The following is a 24,743-nucleotide window of genomic DNA, read 5'->3' as shown; positions in this document are numbered from 1 at the left end:
AGGCCGATGACAGATCGCTAGAGTTTAACAATATAGTTTTCGCAGTAATACGCTTGCAAGTACGCTACTATTTGGCATAATCAATTTTGCTAAATTGACATAGTGGTAAGCTATATTAGCATTAAGACAAGGCCTTCGATGCTCATTTTTTTATTAGGTGTAACACTGTCATGTTCACTTGCATACAAAGCCTTAATCAATGTTTTTCTGACAGTTATGCGGAAAGCAGCAAGGCATAGTTTTTTCAGGCATGTTGTTAAAAAAATGTGTTATGCCACGAACAAAAAATGATAAAACCAAACGCTCGGATCAAGAGCTTAACGATACCAATGAATTCAATAATGAGCTGAATCAGGAACAGGCCAGTGCGAAGGACTCAACAGCCAGTAAAAGAAAAAAAGCACAGCTGGGGCAGGACGGGTCATATATAGAAATTCCTGATGTATCGGATATTCCGGGCCAGGAACATATTACAAATGCAGGTGTTCCGGCCGCCATGGGCGATACCACAGCCGCATCAGACGATGAGGAAGGTATTCGCGATGGTAAGGATATTTTTGAGGAGGGGGACGACGAGGTTGAGATCGTTATGGGAACCGATGCCGATGTAACACCTGAGGACCTGGCCATGCTGGGTGAAAAAGACCAGGATATGGATATGAATGAAGATGAATTGTTCAGGAAGGAAGGACTCGACGATACAGACCTCGATGGTGATCCATTAAATGAAGCAGCCGTTTCTGAAGACAGCACCGGCGAGGACCTCGACATGCCTGATGAGAATGATCAGGACCTGAAAAAGCCGATTGACGATGAAGAAAATGATTATTACAGTTTCGGCAGTGGTGACAATGATGCCCTGAACGAAGGCAGAAGAGACGACGACGAGAAATAACCAGGTATCAACATCAAAATAAAAAACGGTAAATCAAACGCGCCTGCGGATGGTTTACCGTTTTGTTTGTACTGTTTGTTATGAACGCCAGTTCTTATACGGGTTTACTGACAGGTTCGAATTGGAATACTTTTTTTCGTGGGTCACTTCCCTGTCGATCCAATCGGGAAGAGAAAAAGTTTCGCGCTCATCATCCAGTTCTATTTCAGCAACAATAAGCCCCTCATTCTCGCCCAGGAACTCATCAACTTCCCACAGCTTGCCGTCATGGGTAATGAAGTTCCTTATTTTGCTGATCTCCGAGCTGCAAAACATGTCAAGCAACTGTTCTGCATCTTCCCGCGGAATCGCGTATTCGTATTCCGGTTTTGAAGCGCCCACCGTTCGTCCTTTTATGGTTAAGTAACCGGCCGCATCAGTAAGGCGCACACGGATCGTCTTCTCTGGATCTGAAACCATATAACCCTGCCTGAAAAGCGATCTTTGCGCTTTTACCACCTGGTTCCATTTTTCTTTATTCACCAGGAATTTTCTTTCTATTTCTATACCCATAATGACAAAGCTAGTTCTTTAATGCCTTTGCAGCTCCAGTTATGGCAGCAACCTGTTTGGCAGCCAGGTTTGTACGTTATCTACCTTTTTGAAGAAAATAATGCATGGCGCAAATGGCGTTGGCGCAGTGGCCGCTCCAATGTGTATCGAAGTTCCACTTAAAATCCCAAACGGCATTCTGTTTCGCGTCTGAAGATTTCAGCGCATACAAGAGCAGGGATTGCTTCAGGTATTTATAAATGGCACCCAGGTCTTCGTACAGGTCGCCATAAACAATACCTGTATCTTTTTTCTTTGTCGTGGGATCAAACACATACCAGTAATAGCGATAATCCCATAACCGGTCGGCTATAAAATGGAGTGTCTTTTGAAATTCAAGTTCGTCCAGCTTCACCTCGAATTTTTGATCGCTTTTCTCTTCCATCAACATCATGCAATTACCCAGGTTATACAGGCTGAGCAAATGGTTTTGGGAAAGCAGGACAAACTGCCGGGGCGTTTCCGCCTCATGCGATTCAATGAAGGAACAATATTTTTTTGCGGCATCAATAAAGTTCGTGAACTCGTTTGTCGCAATAATCTTTGATACTAGTATCTTGTCAGAGAGTGGCAAAGTATTCTCAATAGCTGTTATTGAATAATGGTTGCCATTGAGTAGTCCAAAAATGATGCCCGTTTATTGTATACATAACAATAGAAAACTGGCCTCTATTGTCTTTCAGCGTGCTAATTATATTGCCAAATGTAAATTCGTATATTTCGGTTTGAATATTCCGTTATTATACTCTGCAAAATAGTGAAATTACTGTGCCGCTTATAACCGGATCAACTGTGTAGCGCCTTCTTTAACTACCCAATTTTTTTGCTTTTTCCCAGCTTTGATCGCCATTCGCGGTTTACCGTTCCCCAACCTGTTCACGACCAACTTACAGGTCAAAGTACATATTAGCGCAACCACGCCGTAGCGCACCATAACACCGGGGCCTGGCCATGCAGGTCGCCGATATTGCGTTTACGATCGAGGTAGTATTGCCGGTCATTCTTTTTATTTGTGCCTTCGCATACTTCCCGCATATCGGCATTTTCATCGATATACGATACCAATGCGAGCCAGCCTTTGCGGGCAGCCGGGCCATAAGTAGCCGCATCGAGCCATCCATTTTTTACACCTGTGATCATGGCAAAGGTGAACATGCCGGTGCAGGATGTTTCCGGCCATGCCTCAGGATCATCGATCAGCTGCCGCCACATACCGGTCTCTGCCTGGTATTTCAGCAAAGAAGCCATCATGGTCTTGTACCCCCGCATAATACGTTCGCGGTTCGGATTGTCTTCCGGCAATGAGCGTAGCAGTTCCGCCATACCAACTGCCATCCAGCCATCGCCCCTGCCCCAGAAGAAAGGCACATCAGGCGCGTGATAGAACAGTCCATTCGGCTTTTGCAGCGAGTCGAGATACACCACCATTTCCCTGGCAGCCCTTTCAATATATTTTTTATCGCCGGTAGCCCGGTAGGCCTGTGCCTGTACGGCGGTGATCATGAACATATCGTCGATCCACATCCGCGTTTGCCAGGTTAGTCCCTGGTTGTAAAACAGTTGCGACTCCGGTTTAACGCGTGGTCCTTCGGGCGGGCCCCATTGTTTGTCGGCAAAACGTTGCCCCAGTTCCAGGTATCGTTTATCTTTTGTTTGCATGTACAGCTCGAGCGGTACTGCGCCAAACACGGTATAATCAACATGGTCTGGTTTGGGGATCAGCGTATCCCGTGCGCCGAACAAAGGCTCAAAACGTTCAGCCAGCTTTTTCATCAATGCTGCATCATTGGTTTGTTTGGCAAAAGTGAGCGCCCCATACCAGGTACAGGTTTCGGGGTAAGTGATCACCTTGGGTGGCGTTGGACGATTGAAATTGGTATGCGGCGTTTGCACAAAATGCGCTGCCACCCGCTTACCCACTTCCTGTGGCGATGTTCCTGCCGGCCATTTTTCGGTTATTGTTTTTTTTGATTGCGCCTCACAGGTATCGGGTTGCATTTGCAAAACCACCGCCACGAATAACAGGCATCGAATCGTTTTTTTCATGTTCTCTTTGTTGTTATTATTTATTGACTCAGTTTCTAATTCCATAATGGAAAATACAAACTATTGTTATACGGTTCGCCGGTGGTGGTAGCATCGATCTGCGCCTGCGGTATGGGCCGCAATACATGCTTGTTTTCAATGTTGGCAGCGGCTTCCCTGTTGTGCATTTTTACCCGTGGCAATAATTTGCCGGTACGCACCAGGTCCCACCACCGCATATTCTCACCGCACAGTTCGCGGGTACGTTCGTCAAGTATGAAGTCCTGCGAAAGATCGGCAGCAGTTATGTCCATAGCCGTTGCATTACCGGTTGGGTAAGCAGCTCTTTGGCGAACGGTATTGATATATTTTACGGCATCAGGTATATTGCCCATCATAAAAGCCGCTTCTGCCGCTATGAGATAAGTTTCCGCCAGGCGGTATACGATCACCGGTCTTATGGAAGGTGAATTCAGGTCGGCACGTTTAGAATCGAAAAACTTGATCATGGTGGCCGACAGGGTGTTGTCGTATTTCCGGGGCGGCACCAGCAGGTAAGGACTCGCAGCTATTTGTGAAGCGCTTGCATCCACGCCCGGCATATAGATGGCCGTATCCCCTAACCTGAATTTCGGTTGTCCGGCAACGGCGCCGGCAGGCGCACCCGCAGGCAGTGGATCGGGCCAAACCGGGTATCCCTTCGGATCTGGATTATTCGCATACCAAACAGTTTGGAATGTTTTGCTGTAGCGCGTGTCGTTCACTCTTTCTTTAAAAGCGGTATCAGTTAACCACCGGGTAGGAATACAACGAATATATGGGCGGCCATAAGCTGTGCTACGGATCATACCCGGTCTTTTTTCATATTGCCCCACCCACATATGATTCAATACATTGTCGGCACTATAAGTGCTAACGCCACCACTGGAGCTGATGCCGCTGTTGTTCGGACCGTTGTACGCCAGATTAGCTGTATGTTGCACAGTCCAGAGCACTTCTTCATTTTCCTCATTGCCTTCTGCGAAGATCTTTCCAAAATCAGGTAACAGGTTCAAACCCAACGAGGCTCTTGTGTTGATAATATCAACTGCTGTATTGTAAGCGTCCTGGTAATCGGTGGCCTTTTTTGCAGTGGAGCCGGCGCGGGTGAGGTATACCTTAGCCAGCACATGTTTGGCTGCAACAGCAGTTGCTTTCCCCGGCAATACCCCATTGCTTTTGGGACCCGCCGGCAACACAGCGATCGCATCTTTCAGGTCATGGATGATGAAATCATATACATCTGCCATGGGATCGCGTTTAGCGGATGTAGTGGATCCTGATTGAAAGTTTTTACTCAGGGCAACATCGCCCCAGAACTGCACCAGGATAAAATAGTAATTGGCCCGCAGGAATTTTGCCTGCGCCACGAGACTGTTCTTCGTTGCAGCCGGCAGCTCCACCTCCTCAGCATTGTCGATAATGCCATTACAGGTATTGATGAAAAGATAAGCCGCCCGCCAAAGCGTGAGCACCGTGCCATGGGTAGACGTATAACTGTACAGGTTGATATCGCTGTTTCCATCTACACCCCGCATAAATTCATCTGTTCCTATTACAGTGGCAGTAAACAATTCCTGCGCGCCCCAGAAATTACGCGTACCCGCATAAGCTGCATCCAGCCCGGCCTGCAGGCCCTGACTGGTCTTAAAAAATGCTGGTACCAATATAGAGTTTGGTTCTTCTTTCAGTTTCTTGTTACAGCCGGTTAAAGCGATCAGCAACCCGCTGCAGAATAGTAAGATCTTTTTCATAAATCACTTTTTGGGTTGTAAAAATTAAAACGACAGGTTAAGACCAAAGATCAATGACCACGTAGGCGGTGTATCGGCGCCTACTGCGCCCGTACCTTCGGGATCAATACCTCCTGCCCGCCTGAAAGGCGAAAACAGGATGAACGGATCTGCAGCAGTGGCATATACGCGGCAATTCCTGGGGCCCATGCGTTTTACCTGCGAAACATCGAGGTTATAGCCAAGGCTGATGCTTCTGATCTTAACGAACGATCCGTCGAAGTAACTCATCACGGAACGGTTTAGTGGATTGGTAGCAGCGGAATTCGCCTTGGGATTCCATTGCTCGCGATTTTCGGGTGTCCAGTAATTTGTTTTCAGATTATTGTAAGTGCCCTGATAGGTATTCACAAAGCCGCCGCCATGCAGGCTGCTGTTCATGGTAGCGCCCCATCTGGCAAATGCAACCACCGTTAGATCGAAGCCCATAAAACCATCTCTGCGCCTGCATTCAACCGGTATTTCAATCCTTTGAACAGATTTGCTTCCAGGTACAAAGTGGTAAACGTGCCCAGCCGCTTCCTGTTTTCTACTGCAGCGCCGGGAATAAGATCGGCCAGCGGATTCCATACCTGGTTGGCGCTTCCCGGAACATAGGCGTTCAGGATATTACCGGCACTATCGTATGGTGACGCCAGCGGACTGGCACGCAGTGCCTGCCCCATCGGGTTGGCGCTCTCGCCTTTCCGCAGCGTATACGTATTCAATGAATTCAACCCCACTTTGAACATCCTGCCCAATTGCTGATCCAAACTTAACTTAACGGTGTATCGCTCAAAGCTCTGCCCCTGATAAATTCCTGTTTGAGTAAAGTAACCACCGGAAATGGCATATTGTGTTTGATCAGTTCCGCCGGTTACCCCTAACTGGTGATCGGTAATAATACCGGTTTTAAACATCAGCTCCTGCCAGTCGGTATTACGGCCGGTCTTTATACCTTCTACTTCTGCAGGATCAAATACGCCATTGGTTAAGAACTGCTGGTCATCGAGACCGGTATATTTTCCCGGGTTGGCAATAATGTTAGCCCATTTTTTCAGGTTGGTAAATTCCTCGGCATTCATCACCGGAAATTTCCTGGTTACCCGGCTGGAGCCTACATAACCGCTGTAAGTAAATATTGGTTTCGAAGTTTTGCCGCGTTTTGTCGTGATCAGGATGACGCCGTTAGCCCCTCTTGAACCATAGATAGCCGTAGACGAACCGTCCTTTAAAATTTCTACAGAAGCTACATCGTCCTGGTTAAGGTCGTTAATACTGCCGTTGAACGGAATACCATCTACAACGATCAGCGGGTCATTGCTGGCGCCTAGCGATCTTGAGCCCCTGATGAGAATATTGGGCGTAGCGCCTGGTTTACTGTTGGCGCCGCTTCGCTGAATATCGATACCAGCGCCCTGGCCCTGAATGGCCGCTGCCAGGTTGCTGGAAGGAATGTCTTTGATGGATTGTTCGCTGATGGACACAATGGAACCGGTTACATCTGACTTACGGCGGGTACCATATCCAACCACGATCACCTTATCCATTTCCAGCTTATCTGAATTCAGTGAAATGGCAAGGTGCAGCTGATCGCTCCTGCCAACTTTTATTTCTTTGTTTACAAAACCCACCATGGAAATGGACAGTGTACTGTTTTCGGGGACGCTGAGGTGAAAAGCGCCATCTTCTCTGGTAGTTGTTCCATTGGAAGTTCCTTTAACAACTACGGAAACGCCGGATAGTGGTTCACCGGCCTCCGTTCTTATGGTTCCTTTTATAGTAACGTTCCTGCCGGCGGGTTCCTGGGCGTGTAGAAGAGCAGGCAGTAAGGAATATAATAGTATACACAAGAATGGCAATGCATGGTTTAAAAATGCATGCCCATACCTTCTCCTTTGTAGCAGTGTTGAAGTTGTTAACATACAGCAAGTTTTACAATTGGTTAAATGAGGCAATCGTCTACGTTAACGGTCGGCATAAACGAAAACATGGCTGGACTTCATAATGCAAGCAAAGAATTATTACGACAGCCTTTCTATAATCAAATCGCTATTTATTCAGCTATTTTGGCATTGCGTTTTAGAAGCGGAGGCGACACAAAGATCACCTCCTTTATAAACTAACTGTATAGGAAAAACATTTTGCCCCGGTCGAAATTACCGTGACAGGTGAGCCACACATCGCTGAAGCAGCATGGAAAGAGTGGTACACTTTCATAAAAAAAGAGTTGAACACATTTACTATAAATATGAAGGGCCATCTTGCGATGGCCCCTGATACCCCTCCGGGCTACTAATCATTTATGGACATGGGGAGGAGTTTTGCGCTTTACCTGCTTACGATGCCAGGTGGCAGATTCGACGGGTAAAGTAGGATAAGGGTAGAAGAAACAGGATTACCGGTTACCTATTACATTAAGTGCCGGTTAAGGTTTTTTTTTACCTCTTTTGTCGTTACCGAAATGCTGCGTGTGCGCCAATGAAAAGATCGTCTTATAATCTACATCCAACAGATCACTGATCTTGTATAATTCAGCTAACGTAAACTGTTCAACGTTTGAGATCAAACGCGTCATTCGGTTATTGTTGGTACCCAGGTCATGAGCCATAATAGTTTTAGGAACATGGGTAAAGATTTCCTTGAATTCGGATATATGTTTCCCCTCAATCAAAATTTTTACAGCTTTATATCGTGGATCTTTTTCCATGTATCAAAGAAAAAAACAAATTCGAATTCAAATTGCATAAAGGATGCTTTGTACTTTTTTTGTTATAAGCTGAACTTTTTTCTGCTGCGTTTATAACTAATTTCGTTACGATCGATACAGTGGCCATCCGGATGATCTTTGTTACCAAACCCGCTCAGCATCTGTATTTTAGGCGCATCATCCCCATGTATGCGTTTCCGGAGAACGAAAGCGGAAAACGAAAATCATAAAGTTTTCCACTAAATTCATTAGTACAAATTTACTAATAATCTTAGTATTTTTGTACTGCAACCAAACAAATATTTATGGGCTTTCCGTCTCCGGCAAAAGATTACCAGGAGGATGTTATTGACTTGTCGAAATACCTGGTGCAGCACCCTACCGCAACCTTCTATTTCCGGGTGTCGGGCGATAGTATGATCAATGCCTGTATGCCACACGGCTCGCTGTTGGTGGTTGACCGCTCCATAAAACCCGCCAGTGGCATGATCGTGCTGGCCGTGGTAAGCGGCGAATTTACCGTTCGGCGCCTGGTGCAAACCCGCCGGTCGCTGGTGCTCCATGCCGAAAACCCTCTTTACAAACCATTGGTAGTCACAGAAGAAATGAATATGCAGGTGTGGGGCGTTGTAACCGCAGTGGTGGTGAAGTATAAATATGATACAAATGATTGCGCTGGTTGACTGTAATAATTTTTATGCATCGTGCGAACGGCTATTTCAGCCCCGGCTGCAACAAAAGCCCATCGTGGTTTTAAGCAACAACGATGGTTGTGTAATTGCCCGGTCCGACGAGGCCAAGGAGCTGGGGATCGAAATGGGCGCCCCCTCCTTTCTCATCGAGCAGGTGCTGCAACAACACAACGTATCTGTTTTTTCTTCCAACTATACCTTGTACGGCGATCTGAGCGACCGGGTCATGACAACCTTATCACAGTTCTGCGACCAGGTGGAAGTGTATTCCATCGATGAAGCCTTCCTCGATCTAACCGCCTTCAGGCATTATAATTTAACAGAATATGCTCATACCATCCGCAACACGGTGATGCAGCATACAGGCATCCCGGTATCCATTGGCATTGCGCCCTCTAAAACACTGGCGAAAATAGCCAACCGGCTCGTGAAAAAAAGGAACAAACAACTTGGTGTATATGCCATCGATACAATGGAAAAAATTCAATTTGCCTTGCAGAATACGCAGGTAAAAGACATCTGGGGTATCGGCCCGCAATACACGAAATTGCTCAATAAGAATGGATTTATCACTGCCTGGGATGTATCCCGGGCGCCGGAGGAATGGATCCGCAAGAACCTTTCGGTAGTGGGTCAACGAATGTATAATGAACTTAAAGGCATTTCCTGCATAACCTTTGAAGACATGCCCCCCAAAAAGAAAATGATCTGCGTGGCGCGCGGATTCGGCAAGGTATTAAGTGAAAAGCACGAAGTAATGGAAGCGCTGGCAAATTTCACGGCTATGGTTGCGGCTAAGCTGCGCAGTGAGAACCTGGTCACCAGTACCATTCAGATCTTTGTGCAAACCAACGCTCATCGCAGCCAGGAACCACAGTATTTCCGCTCACTCACCATTCGCCTGCCTGTGCCTACCAACAGCACCAACGAGCTGATAAGCCATGCGCGGCAGGGGTTGGAAACCATTTACCGGCCGGGTTACAATTACAATAAAACCGGCTGCACAGCCATGGAACTGAGCCCGGCCACTGAAGTCCAAAGCAATGCATTCGACGAGGAGAACAGGGCACGGAATTCGCAGCTGATGCAGGTGTTGGATATGGTGAACAGAACGTTTGGAAAAAATGCCGTACGGTTTGCCTTGCAGGGATTTGGTACGCGGTGGAAATTGCGGCAGTTGAAATTATCGCCCTGTTATACCACCCGCATCGATGAAGTATTGACAATAAAGATCTGAGCCATGCACAATCCGTTTGTTTTACTCACCACCCGGTTGCTGGAATCGCTCATCCAGGCGGGCAATACTTTTTTTATACGTCAAACTTATATGCGCGGCAAAAATCAGCTCGACCCGCTCAACAAAGCTGCTTTCTTATTCACCCATTATACTGATTACAGCCGGGCAAAGACCCACTACGATACGCTTGATAACGACCCCAACCGTTTTTTATATAATTTGAATGAAGCAGAACACTATGAAAAATTGTTCATTGCAGCCAGTCAGCCGGAAGGATTTCATATCTACAGTCCGATAATACAACAGCCCTGGAAACCCACGCCGGTGATCGCCGCCAGGATACGCACATATATTAATGAAAAATTAAACTGGGCGCTACGCCGGAACGACAATGTAAAGGCTGATCTTTTTGTTCAGTTTGGCGAACTTTTCATTACCTTAAAGTGCGGGATCCATGAGGTGAAATTACCGCTTGCTGACATTGAAAATTTTTGATGCATGTGTTACGATATATCTTTTACATCGAATATTGAATTAATTACAGATTACCTGCCCGATCTGGTGATCGATCCACAGTTGTCGATCGATTTCGACCTTACCATTCACGTGCAGGCACAGGCTTACAGAAAATACCCCGTCATTATTTTTGAAGATGCCCGATACAAATTAAAACCCTTTGAATGGGGCGTCATTGCCGATTACATGAATACGCCGGAAAAAGTAAAACAAAGCCGGCAGTACATGTGCAATGCGCAGAGTGAAAAGATCATCAACGACAAAAAATCATTCTGGCGCAGGATCCGTTCAAAAAGATGCCTCATTCCGGTGAACGGCATTTATGAGCACCGCGAAATAAAAGGCTGGAAGAACAAAGTACCGTATTATGTGCATTTGAAGGACAGACCTTTATTCTGTATTCCCGGTTTATATCATTACTCCCCCATTCCGGATGTGGAAACCGGCGAAATAAACGGCACCTTCACACTTATCACCCGCGCCGCCAATTCCGTCATGCGGCAAATTCACAATGGCGGACCGAATGTGTTTCGCATGCCGTTGTTCCTGCCGAAGGAACTTGAAACTAAATGGTTACTGCCCGATCTCACCGATGAAGAGATCCAGCAGATCCTTGACTTTGAAATGCCTTCTGAGGAATTGGATTACTGGCCCGTCTTTACCATCCGTTCTACTAAACCACGGCCCGACAATAACGTAAAAACCGCCCCCTATGCCTGGCCAAACCTGCCACCACTGGGCGTTGATGAAAGTACGGAGCAAAAAAACCTGTTTTCATAGTAAAACTACTGGAACCCCTTATTGGAACAATAATATAAATATTTACCCGTTCTTTAGTTCTCACTACCGGGGATTGAAGCAAGCGCACTGTGAACAAGCCAGAAACCGAAAATTGAGTACCAGATCATAATATATTCAAGTTGCACCGGGCCTTTCAGGTGATCAGCGAGAAACACATCGGCTTACGAGAAAAGTACAATTCGATTGCACACGCCGTATTTTCCGCTCCCATCTTAAGGCTTCCTATAACAGTTATTCGTGGTGAAATACGCATAGAAAAACTACGAATCAAAACAGAAAAATTTTTCACTGTTGATATCAATTTGAGACCGGTATTTGCTGATTAAGAAAGTTTTTATATTTTTTCATAGTATATAACTTAACTGTTATTAAACTAATCCTGTTAATCCCATGAAACTCAACCAGATCGTATTTAGCAGCCTGCTAATGATCGTAGGCAGTTCTGTAGCGTACTCACAAACAATTACAACTGTAGCCGGTGTTATCGGTTCTCCCGGATATGCGGGAGACGGAGGCCCGGCCAACAATGCCCGCTTTAACCAACCCCGGGCGGTTGCCACCGACGCTGAAGGAAATCTGTACATTGCGGATATGCGTAATCGCGTTATCCGTAAAGTGAATAACAACGGTATCGTTAACACGGTTGCCGGAAATGGTACAGCAGGTAATGCCGGTGCCGGAGGGCCTGCCACCGCAGCCCAGTTAGCCCAGCCAACTGGTATGACCATCGACAATGAAGGCAACGTTTACATTGCTGACTACAATAGCTCGGTAATTAAAAAAGTTACTACCTCGGGCATCATGACCATCTTCGCCGGTACCGGTACAGAAGGCTTCAGCGGTGACGGCGGTCCTGCCTCACAAGCCAAGCTGTATCGCCCCACTGCCGTAGCGGTAGACAAAGACGGTAACGTGTTCATCTCCGACGCTTCTAACAAAGTGATCAGAAAAGTTAGCAAATCAGGTGTCATTACGACCGTTGCCGGCGTACCCGGAAGAGCAGGTTATGCAGGCGATGGCGGCCCGGCCACCAAAGCCCTGCTCACCCAACCTGCAGGCATAGCTGTAGATAACTCAGGTAATATTTATATAGCCGATCCATCGAACTCGGTGATCCGCAAGGTAAACCCTGCCGGTATCATCAGCACCTTCGCCGGAAACGGAACGGCCGGTTACAGCGGCGATAACGGCCCTGCAACCAAAGCCCAGTTCCAGATCGGTTCTCCGCAAGGCTTGGCGGTTGACCCTGCTGGTAACGTGTATGCCTCTGACTATCAGAACCACGCCATCAGAAAGATCAACACCAAAGGTATCATCACTACCATCGCCGGTACAGGTGCTCCTGATTACGCTGGTGACGGCGGTCCCGCCATCCTGGCAAAGATCTGGTACCCCATCGGTATCGCTACCGACATAGCCGGTAACGTATTCATCACCGACAGCTATAACAATACCATCCGTGAAATAGTTTCCAGCTGTAACGCACCCATGCCTTCTTTTGAACTGCAACCTGCGAACAAAAGCGTTTGTAAAGGCGGTAACGTCGTTTTCAGCGTAAATGCCACTCATGCCGAAGCCTATCAATGGCAGGTGTATTCCAATGGAGAATGGAGCGATGTAACCGACGGAGCCAACTACTCGGGCGCCACTACCACTACGCTTACGGTGATCAACGTTGGCGACAAGATGAATAACTACCAGTATCGTTGCGTGGCCAATAATGCCTGCCGCACCCTGTTCTCGAACAAAGCATCATTGAATGTTACCGGTGGAGCAAGCCCTACCCTTACTATTGCACCTGCTCCGAATGGTATGTGTGCCGGTTCTCCTGCTACCTTCACTGTTAAAGTAGCTAATGGCGGTACCGCACCCACCTTCAAATGGCTGGTGAACGGTAACGATGCAGGTGTAACCACGCCTACCTACAGCAATCCTTCTTTAGGTAATGGAGATAAAGTAAGCGCCGTACTGACAAGCTCTGCTGGTTGTACCGGCGGCCAGATCTCTTCAAACGTTATTGAAGTGAACATGGGATCTGCCCCTGAGATCAGAACAAATTCAGAAATCAAGATCTTCGAAGGCTACAGCGCCAAATTATCGGCTATCAGCGAAAGCCAGATCAGCAGCTATTCCTGGACGCCTACCGTTGGTGTAACAGCAGCCAATACAGCCAGCCCGATCGTTAAACCAACCAAGACCACCACCTATAAAGTAACGGCAAGAAATGCCAGTGGTTGCGCAGGTACAGCCGAGGTTACTGTAACCGTTGTGAACAGAATTGTAATGCCAAGAACGTTCACCCCCAATGGTGATGGCAAAGCGGATGTCTTCCAGATCCCTCCTACCGATTCAGAATTCAGCCTGGCTTCTTTCAAGGTAATGGACGCCACCGGCAAAGTTGTTTTCTCAACAACCGATATCAACAAAGGATGGGATGGAACGATCAGTGGCGCCAAAGCAAAGCCCGGTATGTATACTTATGCAATCACCGGTCAGCTCAGATTGGCTAAGATCAATTCAAAAGGAAGCGTATACTTAGTTCGATAATATTCTGGGATTCATAGTATAAAAAAAGGTGGACCGGTTGATCCACCTTTTTCTTATTTTATATACTATCTTATTGAACGCCAGGTGTCTTTGGCTAAGCGTTTGCATTCTGCGGTCAGCGCCTCCCTGCTGTGCCATTGCGAACTAAGGCCGGCTGGAGGTGCGTTCAGCGTTTTGCGTTCTGCGTTTTGCGTTCCGCGTTTTGCGTTTTGCGTTTAGCATATTCTTATCCAGGATCAATATTCCCTGAAAATATAACTGCAGGCTTGCATATGTAAAAAATCGTCTTAATATTTGTATTAAGAAAATAAATCAACTAACCGTACCCAATCTCCTACTGACAGGCCGACCAGCCGCATAACACATTCCGCCAGGTAAATTTTACGTAATCCATTTTACGGCCTGATTCTTCCTATACCAACTCCAATCTCCCCCTGAGAAGTCAATTTACTTCCAATACCTGTGGTCATTGAATCACCCTTACAACCACAAGTATGAAACATTTGTACCCTGAATTGGTATCCGGCATTGGATCCCCTGTAATTAAAAGATTGACATTAATTATTGTCGTTATTATTTATAATGCTGTTGCGGAAGCACAAAGCCTGAATTTCAATGCACCGGTCCTTGAGTCAGGAACAGCGAACCAGCCAGGATGTGTATACCGGTTTAAAGCGGTAACAGGTGGTGGATTGATAGACGCCCTGGTTAAAGTGGATAGTTTGATAGGCGTTACGTTGTATGACATTGACGCTACACCCTCGGGCGCTTCTACTACAGCTCTTCAGCCGCAATTGCAGTCTTTGGGCGGCGAAGGTTGGCATTATGCGGTGTTAACGATCACCTTTGTAAACGTTGCCTCAACCGTGCCTTCGCCCGTGTATAATTTCAGCAGCGTGTTCATGGGGCTCGACGGCAGCAACCAAATGACGGAGTTTAACGCCATTACCGTTGATAACCCTGTATGGGAATACTGCAGCAGCACCCCTAAAGTGTCCGTTACCAGGGAAGGCGATATGATATGGGGCAATGCCACCAGTAACACCCCCACCGGTGGAGCGGGCATCGATGAAACCGATTCTACGCAAATGTTCAGGGTTAGTTCTCCAGCACCTGCATCCGTTATCATGCGCGTGGGTTATTATCAAAACCAGCCCGGTTGGAGAGGTAACGACCTGTTCAGCCTGAATATGAGAGGCGCTGAGTTGGAGCCGATAATCCTACCCGTACAACTGCTCAGCTTTACGGCGCAGCTGGCCAATGAAAAAGTATGGCTGGCCTGGAGCACCAGCAAGGAAGCGAATCTGAGCCACTATACCATTGAAAGAAGTTACGATAACAAGCAATTTGACCAGGTGGCCCTGATGTTCTCAGCAGAAAATCCTGCGGCAATCAATAACTATTCATATAAAGATCCCATTAAGAATGCAGCAGCGGCAGTGATCTACTACCGCCTGAAGATGGTAGATAAAGATGGGAAGTTTACCTACTCTGAAGTAAGGAGCGTTCGGTTGGGAAACGGAAACGAAACAGCAAAGATCGCAGCCTATCCCAACCCTGTACTAAACGAGCTACGTATATCAATTCCGCAGAACTGGCAAAACGAAACTGTTACCGGCCAGTTATTGAATACAGTTGGCAGCGTTATCAAGAGATTCAATATAACTACAGGTGCTGTGATCTCCATGAGGGACGTACCCCCGGGCACTTATTATATCAAAGTAGTTAAGGGCAGGGAGATCAGCACACATACCATAGTAAAATCAAGACATTAAAGATAGTTTTTAAGGGTACGATCAATAACGCCGTCCTGTTTCTACAGGATGGCTTTTTTATTTTTGAAGTGGCATCTTCGTAAATTCGGCCCAAAACTACATGCATCAACCTCTTTTCGAACGCCAGGTGTACGTACAACGCCGCCGGCAGTTACAATCAAAACTTACCAATGGCATCGTGTTGTTGCTGGGCAATGAAGACAGCAGCATGAATTATAAAGACAACTGTTACCCGTTCAGGCAGGACAGCACCTTTTTATACTATGTCGGTATTGACCAGCCCGGCCTGGCCGTCATCTTCGACCTGGATGAAAACAGGGAAATTCTGTTTGGCGAGAATGCCAGTATCGATGACATCATCTGGACGGGTCCCCAACCGCTGGTTCAGGAACTGGCCGAATCGGTAGGTATAACTGCCAGTGATAACCTGGCCAAACTGGCCAGCCTCCTGGCAGCTGCCCGCGAGGCCAAACGCCCCATCCATATTCTTCCGCCCTACCGGCCGGAAAACAAAATAAAACTGGCCAGCTGGCTGAACACGTCCATTCCGCAATTGCAGACCTTTGTTTCAGAAACCCTTATCCGTTCGGTTATAGCGCAACGTGAAATCAAAGAAGAGCGGGAAATAGCCGAAATGGACAGAGCAGTATCCATCAGCGCCGACATGCACCTGGCGGCCATTCAACAGGCCAGGCCCGGCATGAAAGAATATGAACTGGCAGCCACGGTAGAAGCCATAGCCCTGGCCAATTACGGACGGCTTTCCTACCCGGTTATTCTCACCATAAACGGACAAACCCTGCACAATCATTACCATGGTAACACCATGCAGGAAGGAGATATGGTACTGGTTGATGCCGGCGCAGAAACCACCATGCATTATGCCGGCGACCTTACCCGCACCTTCCCCGTTGGTAAACAATTCACCAGCCGCCAGCGGGATCTATACAACATAGTGCTGCATGCCCTTGACCATGCCGTAAGCCTGCTTCGCCCCGGTATTCAATATAAGGAAGTGCATACCCAGGCCTGTATTAAACTGGCGGAAGGACTGACAGCCGTTGGACTGATGAAAGGCAATGCGGCCGAAGCAGTAGAAGCGGGTGCCCATACCATGTTCTTTCAATGCGGCCTGGGCCATATGATCGGTCTCGATGTGCATGATATGGAAGACCTGGGAGAACCCCTCGTAGGTTATGACGACCAGTTGAAAAAAAGCACCGAATTTGGCTGGAAGTCGCTGCGCCTGGGCAAGACGTTAAAGGCGGGATTTACGCTTACCGTTGAGCCCGGCATTTATATTATTCCCGAACTCATTGACCGGTGGAAGGCAGAGCAGAAGCACAGCGCTTTTATCAATTATGGGCTGCTGAACAGCTACCGCGATTTCGGCGGTATACGCATAGAAGACAATTATGTTATTACTGATACCGGAAGCAAAAAGTTAGGGAAATCACTGCCAAAGTCCCTGAACGAAATAGAAGCCCTGCGCAATGGCATTTAGCTAAAAGCGTGAAACATTTCATGATGCAGAACGCCGGCCATTGATAAGGAACTTAACCGGCCGGCGCTCTTCATCCCTGAATACACCAGTGCCATTTATAAATTACCTTAGCATCTTCAATCAGCCATTATGAGCAGTAAACGCATCAGCATACCGGTGTCATCTACTATAGGTAAAGTATCAGCGGAATACAATCTGCCAACCAATGCAACCTGCCTGTTTACCCTGGCACACGGAGCCGGTGCAGGTATGGACCATTCCTTTATGGTGAACCTGTCAGCTTCTCTGGCAGCGATCGGTATCGGCACGCTGCGATTCAATTTCCCTTTTGCAGAAAACAAAAAAGGGAGGCCCGATACGCCTGCCGTGGCTCATCAAACTATTGAAGCAGCTATTAAGAAAGCGCAGGAACTGCAACCGGAACTTCCTTTATTTGCCAGCGGTAAATCATTTGGCGGCCGCATGAGCTCGCAGTATTTGAGCGACCACCCGGAAGCACCGGTTAACGGCATTGTTTTTTATGGTTTTCCCTTACATGCAGCCGGCAAACCATCCATAGAGCGGGCCGAACATCTAAAGGCAGTGAAAGTACCGATGCTTTTTTTACAGGGCACGAAGGACACGCTGGCACAATGGGACCTGATTGAAGAAGTGTGTGGGGGACTGAAAAAGGCCAAACTGGTAAAACTGGAAGGCGCCGATCACAGTTTTAAGGCCGGCAAACAGGATACCATGAGTTTACTGGTAAAGGCCACGGGAGAATGGGTGGAGAAAATAAATAAGAAGGCAAAGTAGGAAATTGGGTTTTATTTGGTGAAAATGCCAGATAGCTCTATATTTGCAAACTCAAAAATAAATGGGGAATTAGCTCAGTTGGCTAGAGCGCTTGCATGGCATGCAAGAGGTCGTCGGTTCGACTCCGATATTCTCCACATTCGACCGCCAAAGATTTTGCAAAGGCGGTACTTTCAACAACAAAAGATACTTTCAAAGGTCTGCAGCAATGCGGGCCTTTTTTGTTGGGGTTAGCGCAGTTGGCGGCGAGCGTCCCGACATGTAATGTCGGGAAGGTCGTCGGTTCGACTCGTTGGAGTTAGCGCAGTTGGCGGCGAGCGTCCCGACATGTAATGTCGGGAAGGTCGTCGGTTCGACTCCGATATTCTCCACATTCGACCGCCAAAGCTTTTGCAAAGGCGGTACTTTCAACAACAAAAGATACTTTCAAAGGTCTGCAGCAATGCGGGCCTTTTTTGTTGGGGTTAGCGCAGTTGGCGGCGAGCGTCCTTTCAGTACGAGACTTGAGACAAGACGTACAGGAATTGTAGGGAATGCATTACCTTACCATTATCCTACCACTATCCTATCATCTTCCTGCCATAGTCAACCAATCGGTAAGCACTTTAATGGAGTTGTATCCTACGCTACTTTACTTAAGGACATACATAATTACCACCGCTGGAAATACTGTTTACAGCTTGCTTGTTGCCATAATACTTATATATCGAAAATACGTGAAAAACACCCTGTTTCATTTCTCAAAATCTACGTAATATTCAAGACTGAATTTTAACCTTTATTCTGCTTCGTGCTCTCCGCCATCCCGCTGCCCAAACAACCATAATTTCTACAATCATAAATCTACAGCTATGCGTGATGTAACAAGATCAGTCTGCTTCCGCTGGTTCCAGGAAGTATGGAATCAAAATCAGGAAGAAACAATTGACGAATTGCTTGACCCTGACTGTTATGCTCATGGAATAAATTCAGAAGATGGCCCGAAAGGAATTGAAGGATTCAAAGTTTTTTACCACAACTTCAAAGGGCAGTTTCAGGAAATTAAAATCGACGTGCTGGATGTGATCTCGCAGGACGATATGGAATGCGCTCATGTTGAAGTTTCAGCAATACATGCTGAAACCGGCAGGCGCGTAAACTTTTCCGGGCTTGCCCTGGTGAGGATAGAAAACGGAAAAATTGCAGAAGCCTGGAACCATTTTGATTTCCTGAACATGTACCAGCAACTGGGACAAGTGCTTACCAGCCCTGAGAAAGAAGAGGCCGCCGGTTGAGAACAGCATAAAATAAAGATAAAACTGCACTGATAAACTGTGGGGAAGCACCTGCCATGGTAGCGATCTCTTTGTCATTTGTTGCTGCGCCATTCGCTTCATTTTTCATTTTCCCGCTTTAAACCCATAGTATTCATCAAGCCGTTTTATTTGTTCATCATCTGCTCGCTGATACAGCAGTTCCCTGACCTCTACATATATTTCTTTGGTAACCCAATTTGTCAATTGTTGAAATGTTTCCTCCGTATCAACCAAATGCTCATAAAAACCAACGCCAGCAGCATTCCACAGTTCTTTGTCTTTCTGTTTAAGACACCATGCTGCAAACGAATAAATTCTCTCCAGCCTTTCGCTGTCGTTGTCTATATGAGCCTGCCTGGCAACAGGCAGAAGTTCCATAAAAACAGTATATGGCGTCAGGTTGGCCGCTTGAAATGCCGTTCTTAATTCCGGCGCACACTCAATAGCTTTTTTTCTCCAGGTACTCATCTTGAAAATATTAGTAACATCCTAATAGGGTCCCGGCCTGCTATACGCCTGCACCGCCCAGTATCTCAAGCTCCTGTCCTTTTTGCGGCGGACCATCTATGATGGGCATGGCTTTCATGATCAGCGCTCTTACTGCTTCGAGTTTTAGTGAATTATCATGATCTTCCTTACTGTCCCAAATCTCTGTTACATATACAGCGTTGCCATCTTTTGGATCTTTACCAATTGCATACACTTTGCACCCCTTTTACCGTTGCAACAAGGGCCGACGCTTCCAGTAAGATGTTCGCCAGTTCGTCTGCGTGCCCTGCTTTCGCTGTCAATTTTCCGTGAAGTAAATACATATCCGCTGGTTTATTTTTTTGATGTTCGCATTGCTTTTACTTTCTTGATCGTACGATCTGACAGAAAATGCTGATATCTGTCCGTCTCAACTCCATACAACGCCACTTTACCATTGCTGTCGCAATGCACACCAAAACCATAGGTTTTGGTCAATGGTGATGCTCTTAAACATGGTTGCCCTTTTGAGAAAAACTCCTCCCTTGCTTTCTTTTGCTCTTCTTTTGTCAGCTCATTCCGGTGCGCATATACCTGGAATAATACGTCGTCGGAAGTGAACCGGTATGGATTTTTTGCGATCAATTCATACTGCATTTCAGCAACGGTCTTTTTGTCGCCTTTTGAAGGCGGTATCGTGCCTCTATTCGCTTTTGTGTCTTCTGCAACTTCAATGAATGTGTCGAAGTAATTGGTTGTATGTATTTTTTTATCTGCCATGTTCTCAATCTTAAAACAATCCACAAGTAACGAACTATAGCGCAAATGTACAACAGGCAGATGCTGTGACGCCCTGCCTGTCATTATCTTTATGCTCAACAACAGGAAAGCCCATAAGACAAGTCTTATGAGCCCTTATGATCCCTGCTTCCGGTTCGCCTATACTAAATTGATCTGCACATTGATGTTACCGCGCGTAGCTTTTGAATACGGACAGGTTTGATGCGCTTCTTCCACCAGTTCTTTTGCGGTTTCAGTATCCAATCCCGGCAAACTTACATTCAACCTTGCCTGTAAAAAGTAGCCGCCACCCGTTGTGCCCAGATCTACTTCTGCATCGATCGCCGTATCGGGCGACAATTTGATTCTCTTTTTGGCGGCGGCAATGCCCAGGGCGCCAAGGAAACAGGCCGACCAGCCGGCTGCAAACAATTGTTCTGGATTTGTTCCGGTGCCTAAACCGGGTGTCGACAGCCTCACCTGTAAATTGCCATCAGCACTTTGTGAAGCGCCATCACGGCCGCCTGTGGTATATGTTTTACCGGTATATAATACTTTGTCGACCTTGTTGCCTGTAAATGCTAAAGTGTTCATTGGTGTTTACTTTTACGTTATGTAATTTTTTTTTATTTATTGCCCGGCCGCGGCTTCGATGATCACGTCAGCCACCGCATTCGCTTTCGATAGGAATAAACAGGACTGTCTTTTATTTCGGGCACCTTTGCACCGGCGCGTTCATATATATTGCGTTCAATAGCCAGGATAGAGGGCTTTATCTTCTGTTGCTACAATGCCATAGCTTGGTTTGGTCTTCCACGCTGCATTGGTCACAGGTGCGCCGAAACACTTTCCGTGTACATAACTGTTAGTTAGCCCGTGCAGCAGCAGTGATTCGTCCATTACCTTTATGCTGTACAAAGCCGATCAGTTCCCAACCTTCCTTATTATAATCAGCAGGCAGGCTGATAATGGTTTGGCCAACTGCTTTTAATTCTACCGCGATCAATTGCCGTACGATCTGCACATGCGTTAAGGCACGACCTTCATTTTCGCCAGCCATTACCTGGGAATTTGCCTTCTTTTGTACCAAAGCCAGGAATAACGTTTTATTTCCTGTTTGACCGGTCAGTTCGTAATTCACTTTTAGCTGGTTATCGTTCAGCTGGCTGATCAGTGAGAGTCTATTATCTGTCCCCTTGCTTACCGCTGCAGTCACGGCTTTTACAATCCTTCGTTCGTCTGAACCAACATATTCACTCGTTCCGTTCACTACTACCTGCGGCGTATAAATTGATTGCACGCGCAGCCAATCGGCATACCGGCGCTGACGATCGGTATAACTGCGGTTACTGAACCTGTCCTTCCAGCCCTGGTGATCCCAATAGTCAACATGAAAAGCGATCACATATACCGGTTGGCCGGCATTTTCCTGCTGTAACTTTTCGAGCAGTTTGTCTGCTGGCGGACAACTGGAACAACCTTCCGACGTAAAAAGCTCTACCAGCGCAAAGCCTGTGCTATCGCCTGGCGCCTCTTTCATATATTCCCCTGAAGCCTGATTACAACTGCTTATTAAAACAAGCCCCATAAAAGCGGACAGGATACCTGCTTTTGTTTTTTTGTATGTTACCATCGTATTATCGATTTTATTTTTTATTGAGATCAATTGCTGATGCGTAATTGATGATGCAAATTGAAAGCAAACCATTCACATGAAAAGGGGGAAAGCCGTATAGTAGGCAAATTGGCACCTGAAATGGGCAATTGAGCGGTTCAATAATCAACCATTTAATTCTACTTTTGACCCATCGAATGAAGAACGAAAACTTCACTATATCCGGTAAGATAATCTGGCTGAGCTCACTGGCGCTCGGCCTGCTGATGGCTGTTCCCAAATTTGCAGAGCGGCATTTTAACCTGTATGAAACACTGGTTAATTCGGGCGTTACGGCTGCGTTTGCCCTGTTTGTATGGTATTTTAACATTCTTACCCTGCCGAAATACAGCTACCGCGATATTGCCAAAGGCTTTTCAGTTAAACGGCTGCTCATTAGCCTGTTGATGGGGATTGGCGTAATGTTCTTACTGGCCTTGTTGCAGCAGTTACTGATCTCAACGATCGATTTCGGCCCTGCCATGTTAATGTTTGAGATCCGCGGGGTGCTCGTGAATGTAATGTTTTACATGTTCATTCACTTTCTGTACCAGAATTACCTGCATCAAAAAGTAAGCATTGAACTGGAGCGCACCCGGATGGATAACCTGGCGGCTCAATATGAATTGTTAAAGCAACAGGTAAACCCGCATTTCCTGTTCAATAGTTTGAATTCGCTGAAATATATGGTGGAGAATAAGGACGAACATTCGGTTGATTTTATTCTGAAGCTGTCTGACTTTTACCGCTTTACCCTGGAAAGCCGCAAGCTGGACCTGATCCCGGTTTCAGAAGAACTGAATATCCTGGATGCTTACATTTTCCTGTTAAAAGCGCGGTTTGAAGATGGGCTTAATATTTCGATCGATATCGGCAAGGCGCACCATTCTTCTTATATGCCACCTTTCACCCTGCAGCTGCTGATCGAAAATTGCATCAAGCATAATATCGTATCGCTCGACAAACCGCTGCACATCAGGTTGTATTCGCAAGGCGAGTTTATCATTGTTGAAAATCAGATCCAGCTGAAAAGAACAAAGGAATCCTCCATAGGCGTGGGACTCGAAAATATTCACCAGCGGTACTTGCACCTGTTAGACAAAAAGGTCATAGTTGAACCTGCTCCATCTACCTTTACTATAAAATTACCTGTTGCATATGAGAATCGTCATCGTTGAAGATGAAATAAAAGCGGCCAAATCGCTCGGCAATATGATCGCAGCAGTACGACCCGAGGCAAAGGTGCTGGCCAGCTTACAAAGTATTGAAAGCGCGGTAAATTATTTTACAGCCAATGAACACCCCGACCTGGTGTTTATGGACATTCAACTGTCGGATGGATTGTGCTTTGAAATATTCGCTTCCGTCAAACTCAACTGTCCCGTGGTATTTTGCACCGCATTTGGCGAATACGCCATGGATGCCATCAAGGCTAACGGTATAGATTATATCCTGAAACCATTCTCGAAAGAGGAGGTAGAAAAAGCTCTTGATAAAGTAGACAATTTTAAAAACTTTTTCCAGCAAAACAGCTTGCCTGATCTCAACAGCTTATTTGAAAAGGCAGGCCCGCCAAAATGGAAAACCAGTTTCCTGGTCTTTAAAGAAAATAAATACCTTACCGTACAAACCGAGCACATCGCGTTTATTTATATCAGGTATGAAACCACTACCATTATGACTTTTCAGGGACAGTCCTACCCGCTCACCCAGTCAATGGAACAGGTGCAGGAGCAGCTCCCGCCCCGCCAGTTTTACCGGTTGAACCGGCAGTACCTGGTGAACTTCAGTGCTATCAAGGAAGTAGAGCATTATTCTGCCCGTAAATTATTTGTAAAGCTGGTGCTGCCCACGCCGGATGAATTGTTGATCGGAAAAGAAAAGACCTCCGCGTTTTTACAATGGCTGGGCGACCGGTAGAAACCTTTTTTGCCCCCTTTTTAGACATCATAACCACACCCTTTCAAGGCTTTTCGAATCTAATATAACTCTAATGACAAAGTTCGGCGGTACATTATGGATTTCATCGGGCAATTACTATCTTACAGGCGATTTCGAACATCGGTTTCAGTCAATAAAATTACGGTATCCTAACCCCGAATATGATAATGAAAAGATTTGTTGTGGTGCTACTGGTATTACCCTTTTTGATAAATTGTACGCCTGACGAAAAGGAAAAAGCTAAAGAAACCAAACAAAAGACCAGTACAACAAAAACCAAAACGGCTAATAAAGACAAAGCCAAAACGACTACAGCCGCCAAGGCTGCTCCCAAGTCGAAACTGGATTTCATTCAATCCATTCCCGGCTCTATTGATGGCTGTGGTGAATTCTTTACCTACGACACCGTTAAACTTTCCGACGAAAAATATATCTTCCTATCCGATATGGGCGAAATGGCCATCATTCGCATCAAAGGAAAAGATGTACAACTTAAAAAAAGCCTCCGCGAATCAAAGCAAATAAATGCCACCAATTCTGTTGAAGTGTATTATGCCGTAGGCTATAAAGTGGTGCTGCGCAAAAAAGAGGTAAAAATGGTTGACCAGCTCTATGAATACTCAGGCATCTTACAGATAACCGGCAAGAAACTAAAAGTTACCTATAAAGTGCGCGGCGAAGGTGGCTGTTAGGCTTTGCTACAAAC

26 protein-coding genes and 2 tRNA genes are annotated in these 24,743 nt (G+C 46.4%); 15 read left to right on the top strand and 13 right to left on the bottom strand.

What is annotated here, in order from left to right:
- Positions 1-271: 271 nt before the first annotated feature.
- The gene (locus JUB15_RS10585; RefSeq protein ID WP_207512434.1) at positions 272-895 is read left to right on the top strand and encodes a hypothetical protein; all 624 of its coding nucleotides are present in this window, start codon (positions 272-274) and stop codon (positions 893-895) included.
- A gap of 78 nt (positions 896-973) precedes the next feature.
- Here the strand turns inward: JUB15_RS10585 and JUB15_RS10580 are convergent, their stop codons facing one another.
- From JUB15_RS10580 to JUB15_RS10555, 7 genes are all read right to left on the bottom strand, one after another.
- A complete protein-coding gene (locus JUB15_RS10580) occupies positions 974-1,447 on the bottom strand; it encodes a CYTH domain-containing protein (RefSeq protein WP_207512433.1) in 474 nt (157 codons plus the stop codon).
- Between the two features lie 76 nt (positions 1,448-1,523).
- On the bottom strand, positions 1,524-2,060 hold the full coding sequence (locus JUB15_RS10575) for a DUF5063 domain-containing protein (RefSeq protein WP_207512432.1): 537 nt from the start codon (positions 2,058-2,060) through the stop codon (positions 1,524-1,526).
- Positions 2,061-2,392: 332 nt separating this feature from the next.
- Complete coding sequence (locus JUB15_RS10570; protein WP_207512431.1) at positions 2,393-3,532, bottom strand: glycoside hydrolase family 88/105 protein; 1,140 nt, start codon at positions 3,530-3,532, stop codon at positions 2,393-2,395.
- A gap of 35 nt (positions 3,533-3,567) precedes the next feature.
- Entirely contained in the window at positions 3,568-5,304 is a 1,737-nt protein-coding gene (locus tag JUB15_RS10565) for a RagB/SusD family nutrient uptake outer membrane protein (protein WP_207512430.1), read from the bottom strand.
- Positions 5,305-5,328: 24 nt separating this feature from the next.
- The gene (locus JUB15_RS28425) at positions 5,329-5,772 is read right to left on the bottom strand and encodes a hypothetical protein (RefSeq protein WP_242696298.1); all 444 of its coding nucleotides are present in this window, start codon (positions 5,770-5,772) and stop codon (positions 5,329-5,331) included.
- Entirely contained in the window at positions 5,757-7,175 is a 1,419-nt protein-coding gene (locus JUB15_RS10560) for a SusC/RagA family TonB-linked outer membrane protein (RefSeq protein ID WP_242696297.1), read from the bottom strand. Before JUB15_RS10560 ends, JUB15_RS28425 begins: the two co-directional genes overlap by 16 nt.
- Before the next feature lie 575 nt (positions 7,176-7,750).
- Entirely contained in the window at positions 7,751-7,933 is a 183-nt protein-coding gene (locus JUB15_RS10555; protein WP_207512429.1) for a hypothetical protein, read from the bottom strand.
- Between the two features lie 404 nt (positions 7,934-8,337).
- On the opposite strand from JUB15_RS10555, the gene JUB15_RS10550 reads away from it, so the two are divergent.
- From JUB15_RS10550 to JUB15_RS10500, 11 genes are all read left to right on the top strand, one after another.
- Positions 8,338-8,715, top strand: a complete 378-nt coding sequence (locus tag JUB15_RS10550) for a LexA family protein (RefSeq protein WP_207512428.1) — start codon at positions 8,338-8,340, stop codon at positions 8,713-8,715.
- Complete coding sequence (locus JUB15_RS10545) at positions 8,699-9,961, top strand: Y-family DNA polymerase (RefSeq protein WP_207512427.1); 1,263 nt, start codon at positions 8,699-8,701, stop codon at positions 9,959-9,961. The genes JUB15_RS10550 and JUB15_RS10545 overlap by 17 nt, the downstream gene beginning before the upstream one ends.
- Positions 9,962-9,964: 3 nt before the next feature.
- The gene (locus JUB15_RS10540; RefSeq protein ID WP_207512426.1) at positions 9,965-10,456 is read left to right on the top strand and encodes a hypothetical protein; all 492 of its coding nucleotides are present in this window, start codon (positions 9,965-9,967) and stop codon (positions 10,454-10,456) included.
- A gap of 3 nt (positions 10,457-10,459) precedes the next feature.
- Positions 10,460-11,257, top strand: coding sequence for an SOS response-associated peptidase (locus tag JUB15_RS10535; protein ID WP_207512425.1), 798 nt, complete (start codon positions 10,460-10,462; stop codon positions 11,255-11,257).
- Positions 11,258-11,668: 411 nt separating this feature from the next.
- Entirely contained in the window at positions 11,669-13,825 is a 2,157-nt protein-coding gene (locus tag JUB15_RS10530) for an NHL domain-containing protein (protein WP_207512424.1), read from the top strand.
- A gap of 494 nt (positions 13,826-14,319) precedes the next feature.
- Positions 14,320-15,600: a T9SS type A sorting domain-containing protein gene (locus JUB15_RS10525; protein WP_207512423.1), complete on the top strand. Its 1,281-nt coding sequence runs from the start codon at positions 14,320-14,322 to the stop codon at positions 15,598-15,600.
- A gap of 100 nt (positions 15,601-15,700) precedes the next feature.
- Positions 15,701-17,104 carry an aminopeptidase P family protein gene (locus tag JUB15_RS10520; protein WP_207512422.1) on the top strand — a complete coding sequence of 468 codons (1,404 nt, stop codon included), beginning with the start codon at positions 15,701-15,703 and terminating at the stop codon, positions 17,102-17,104.
- A gap of 129 nt (positions 17,105-17,233) precedes the next feature.
- A complete protein-coding gene (locus JUB15_RS10515; RefSeq protein WP_207512421.1) occupies positions 17,234-17,899 on the top strand; it encodes an alpha/beta hydrolase family protein in 666 nt (221 codons plus the stop codon).
- A 63-nt stretch (positions 17,900-17,962) separates the two neighbouring features.
- Positions 17,963-18,036: transfer RNA gene (locus JUB15_RS10510), tRNA-Ala, on the top strand.
- 157 nt (positions 18,037-18,193) lie between these two features.
- Positions 18,194-18,270: transfer RNA gene (locus JUB15_RS10505), tRNA-Tyr, on the top strand.
- Between the two features lie 480 nt (positions 18,271-18,750).
- Positions 18,751-19,173, top strand: a complete 423-nt coding sequence (locus JUB15_RS10500; RefSeq protein ID WP_207512420.1) for an ester cyclase — start codon at positions 18,751-18,753, stop codon at positions 19,171-19,173.
- Between the two features lie 105 nt (positions 19,174-19,278).
- Here JUB15_RS10500 and JUB15_RS10495 read toward each other — a convergent pair whose 3' ends face one another.
- The 6 genes from JUB15_RS10495 to JUB15_RS10475 form a co-directional block, all read right to left on the bottom strand.
- A complete protein-coding gene (locus JUB15_RS10495) occupies positions 19,279-19,662 on the bottom strand; it encodes a DUF7674 family protein (RefSeq protein ID WP_207512419.1) in 384 nt (127 codons plus the stop codon).
- A 40-nt stretch (positions 19,663-19,702) separates the two neighbouring features.
- On the bottom strand, positions 19,703-19,897 hold the full coding sequence (locus JUB15_RS10490; protein ID WP_207512418.1) for a putative quinol monooxygenase: 195 nt from the start codon (positions 19,895-19,897) through the stop codon (positions 19,703-19,705).
- Entirely contained in the window at positions 19,881-20,006 is a 126-nt protein-coding gene (locus tag JUB15_RS28600) for a hypothetical protein (RefSeq protein ID WP_255539621.1), read from the bottom strand. The genes JUB15_RS10490 and JUB15_RS28600 overlap by 17 nt, the downstream gene beginning before the upstream one ends.
- Before the next feature lie 10 nt (positions 20,007-20,016).
- Positions 20,017-20,442 carry a DUF6157 family protein gene (locus JUB15_RS10485; RefSeq protein WP_207512417.1) on the bottom strand — a complete coding sequence of 142 codons (426 nt, stop codon included), beginning with the start codon at positions 20,440-20,442 and terminating at the stop codon, positions 20,017-20,019.
- A gap of 159 nt (positions 20,443-20,601) precedes the next feature.
- Positions 20,602-21,036 (bottom strand): organic hydroperoxide resistance protein, encoded by a 435-nt coding sequence (locus tag JUB15_RS10480; RefSeq protein WP_207512416.1) that lies wholly within the window; start codon positions 21,034-21,036, stop codon positions 20,602-20,604.
- Between the two features lie 271 nt (positions 21,037-21,307).
- Complete coding sequence (locus tag JUB15_RS10475; RefSeq protein ID WP_207512415.1) at positions 21,308-22,075, bottom strand: DUF1223 domain-containing protein; 768 nt, start codon at positions 22,073-22,075, stop codon at positions 21,308-21,310.
- Positions 22,076-22,254: 179 nt separating this feature from the next.
- Here JUB15_RS10475 and JUB15_RS10470 point away from each other — a divergent pair, with 179 nt between their 5' ends.
- The 3 genes from JUB15_RS10470 (at position 22,255) to JUB15_RS10460 (ending at position 24,729) form a co-directional block, all read left to right on the top strand.
- Positions 22,255-23,274: a sensor histidine kinase gene (locus JUB15_RS10470; protein WP_207512414.1), complete on the top strand. Its 1,020-nt coding sequence runs from the start codon at positions 22,255-22,257 to the stop codon at positions 23,272-23,274.
- Positions 23,255-24,016 carry a LytR/AlgR family response regulator transcription factor gene (locus tag JUB15_RS10465; RefSeq protein ID WP_207512413.1) on the top strand — a complete coding sequence of 254 codons (762 nt, stop codon included), beginning with the start codon at positions 23,255-23,257 and terminating at the stop codon, positions 24,014-24,016. Before JUB15_RS10470 ends, JUB15_RS10465 begins: the two co-directional genes overlap by 20 nt.
- A 188-nt stretch (positions 24,017-24,204) precedes the next feature.
- Entirely contained in the window at positions 24,205-24,729 is a 525-nt protein-coding gene (locus JUB15_RS10460) for a hypothetical protein (protein ID WP_207512412.1), read from the top strand.
- The last annotated feature ends 14 nt before the right edge of the window (positions 24,730-24,743 follow it).

It is taken from the genome of Longitalea luteola, assembly GCF_017356035.1.
Classification (GTDB): Bacteria; Bacteroidota; Bacteroidia; order Chitinophagales; family Chitinophagaceae; genus Niastella; species Niastella luteola.
Note: the sequence above shows the minus strand (reverse complement) of the source record. Positions and strands in the feature narration are given on the sequence as shown.

Coding starts and splice junctions, on each gene's coding strand:
- JUB15_RS28425 (WP_242696298.1), bottom strand. CDS start 5,772: ATGGGCTTCGATCTAACGGTGGTTGCATTTGCCAGATGGGGCGCTACC.
- JUB15_RS10480 (WP_207512416.1), bottom strand. CDS start 21,036: ATGAACACTTTAGCATTTACAGGCAACAAGGTCGACAAAGTATTATAT.
- JUB15_RS10570 (WP_207512431.1), bottom strand. CDS start 3,532: ATGAAAAAAACGATTCGATGCCTGTTATTCGTGGCGGTGGTTTTGCAA.
- JUB15_RS10525 (WP_207512423.1), top strand. CDS start 14,320: ATGAAACATTTGTACCCTGAATTGGTATCCGGCATTGGATCCCCTGTA.
- JUB15_RS10530 (WP_207512424.1), top strand. CDS start 11,669: ATGAAACTCAACCAGATCGTATTTAGCAGCCTGCTAATGATCGTAGGC.
- JUB15_RS10555 (WP_207512429.1), bottom strand. CDS start 7,933: ATGGCTCATGACCTGGGTACCAACAATAACCGAATGACGCGTTTGATC.
- JUB15_RS10585 (WP_207512434.1), top strand. CDS start 272: ATGCCACGAACAAAAAATGATAAAACCAAACGCTCGGATCAAGAGCTT.
- JUB15_RS10500 (WP_207512420.1), top strand. CDS start 18,751: ATGCGTGATGTAACAAGATCAGTCTGCTTCCGCTGGTTCCAGGAAGTA.
- JUB15_RS10470 (WP_207512414.1), top strand. CDS start 22,255: ATGAAGAACGAAAACTTCACTATATCCGGTAAGATAATCTGGCTGAGC.
- JUB15_RS10465 (WP_207512413.1), top strand. CDS start 23,255: ATGAGAATCGTCATCGTTGAAGATGAAATAAAAGCGGCCAAATCGCTC.
- JUB15_RS10475 (WP_207512415.1), bottom strand. CDS start 22,075: ATGGTAACATACAAAAAAACAAAAGCAGGTATCCTGTCCGCTTTTATG.
- JUB15_RS10545 (WP_207512427.1), top strand. CDS start 8,699: ATGATTGCGCTGGTTGACTGTAATAATTTTTATGCATCGTGCGAACGG.
- JUB15_RS10485 (WP_207512417.1), bottom strand. CDS start 20,442: ATGGCAGATAAAAAAATACATACAACCAATTACTTCGACACATTCATT.
- JUB15_RS10580 (WP_207512433.1), bottom strand. CDS start 1,447: ATGGGTATAGAAATAGAAAGAAAATTCCTGGTGAATAAAGAAAAATGG.
- JUB15_RS10540 (WP_207512426.1), top strand. CDS start 9,965: ATGCACAATCCGTTTGTTTTACTCACCACCCGGTTGCTGGAATCGCTC.
- JUB15_RS10535 (WP_207512425.1), top strand. CDS start 10,460: ATGTGTTACGATATATCTTTTACATCGAATATTGAATTAATTACAGAT.
- JUB15_RS10520 (WP_207512422.1), top strand. CDS start 15,701: ATGCATCAACCTCTTTTCGAACGCCAGGTGTACGTACAACGCCGCCGG.
- JUB15_RS28600 (WP_255539621.1), bottom strand. CDS start 20,006: ATGTATTTACTTCACGGAAAATTGACAGCGAAAGCAGGGCACGCAGAC.
- JUB15_RS10515 (WP_207512421.1), top strand. CDS start 17,234: ATGAGCAGTAAACGCATCAGCATACCGGTGTCATCTACTATAGGTAAA.
- JUB15_RS10565 (WP_207512430.1), bottom strand. CDS start 5,304: ATGAAAAAGATCTTACTATTCTGCAGCGGGTTGCTGATCGCTTTAACC.
- JUB15_RS10550 (WP_207512428.1), top strand. CDS start 8,338: ATGGGCTTTCCGTCTCCGGCAAAAGATTACCAGGAGGATGTTATTGAC.
- JUB15_RS10460 (WP_207512412.1), top strand. CDS start 24,205: ATGAAAAGATTTGTTGTGGTGCTACTGGTATTACCCTTTTTGATAAAT.
- JUB15_RS10495 (WP_207512419.1), bottom strand. CDS start 19,662: ATGAGTACCTGGAGAAAAAAAGCTATTGAGTGTGCGCCGGAATTAAGA.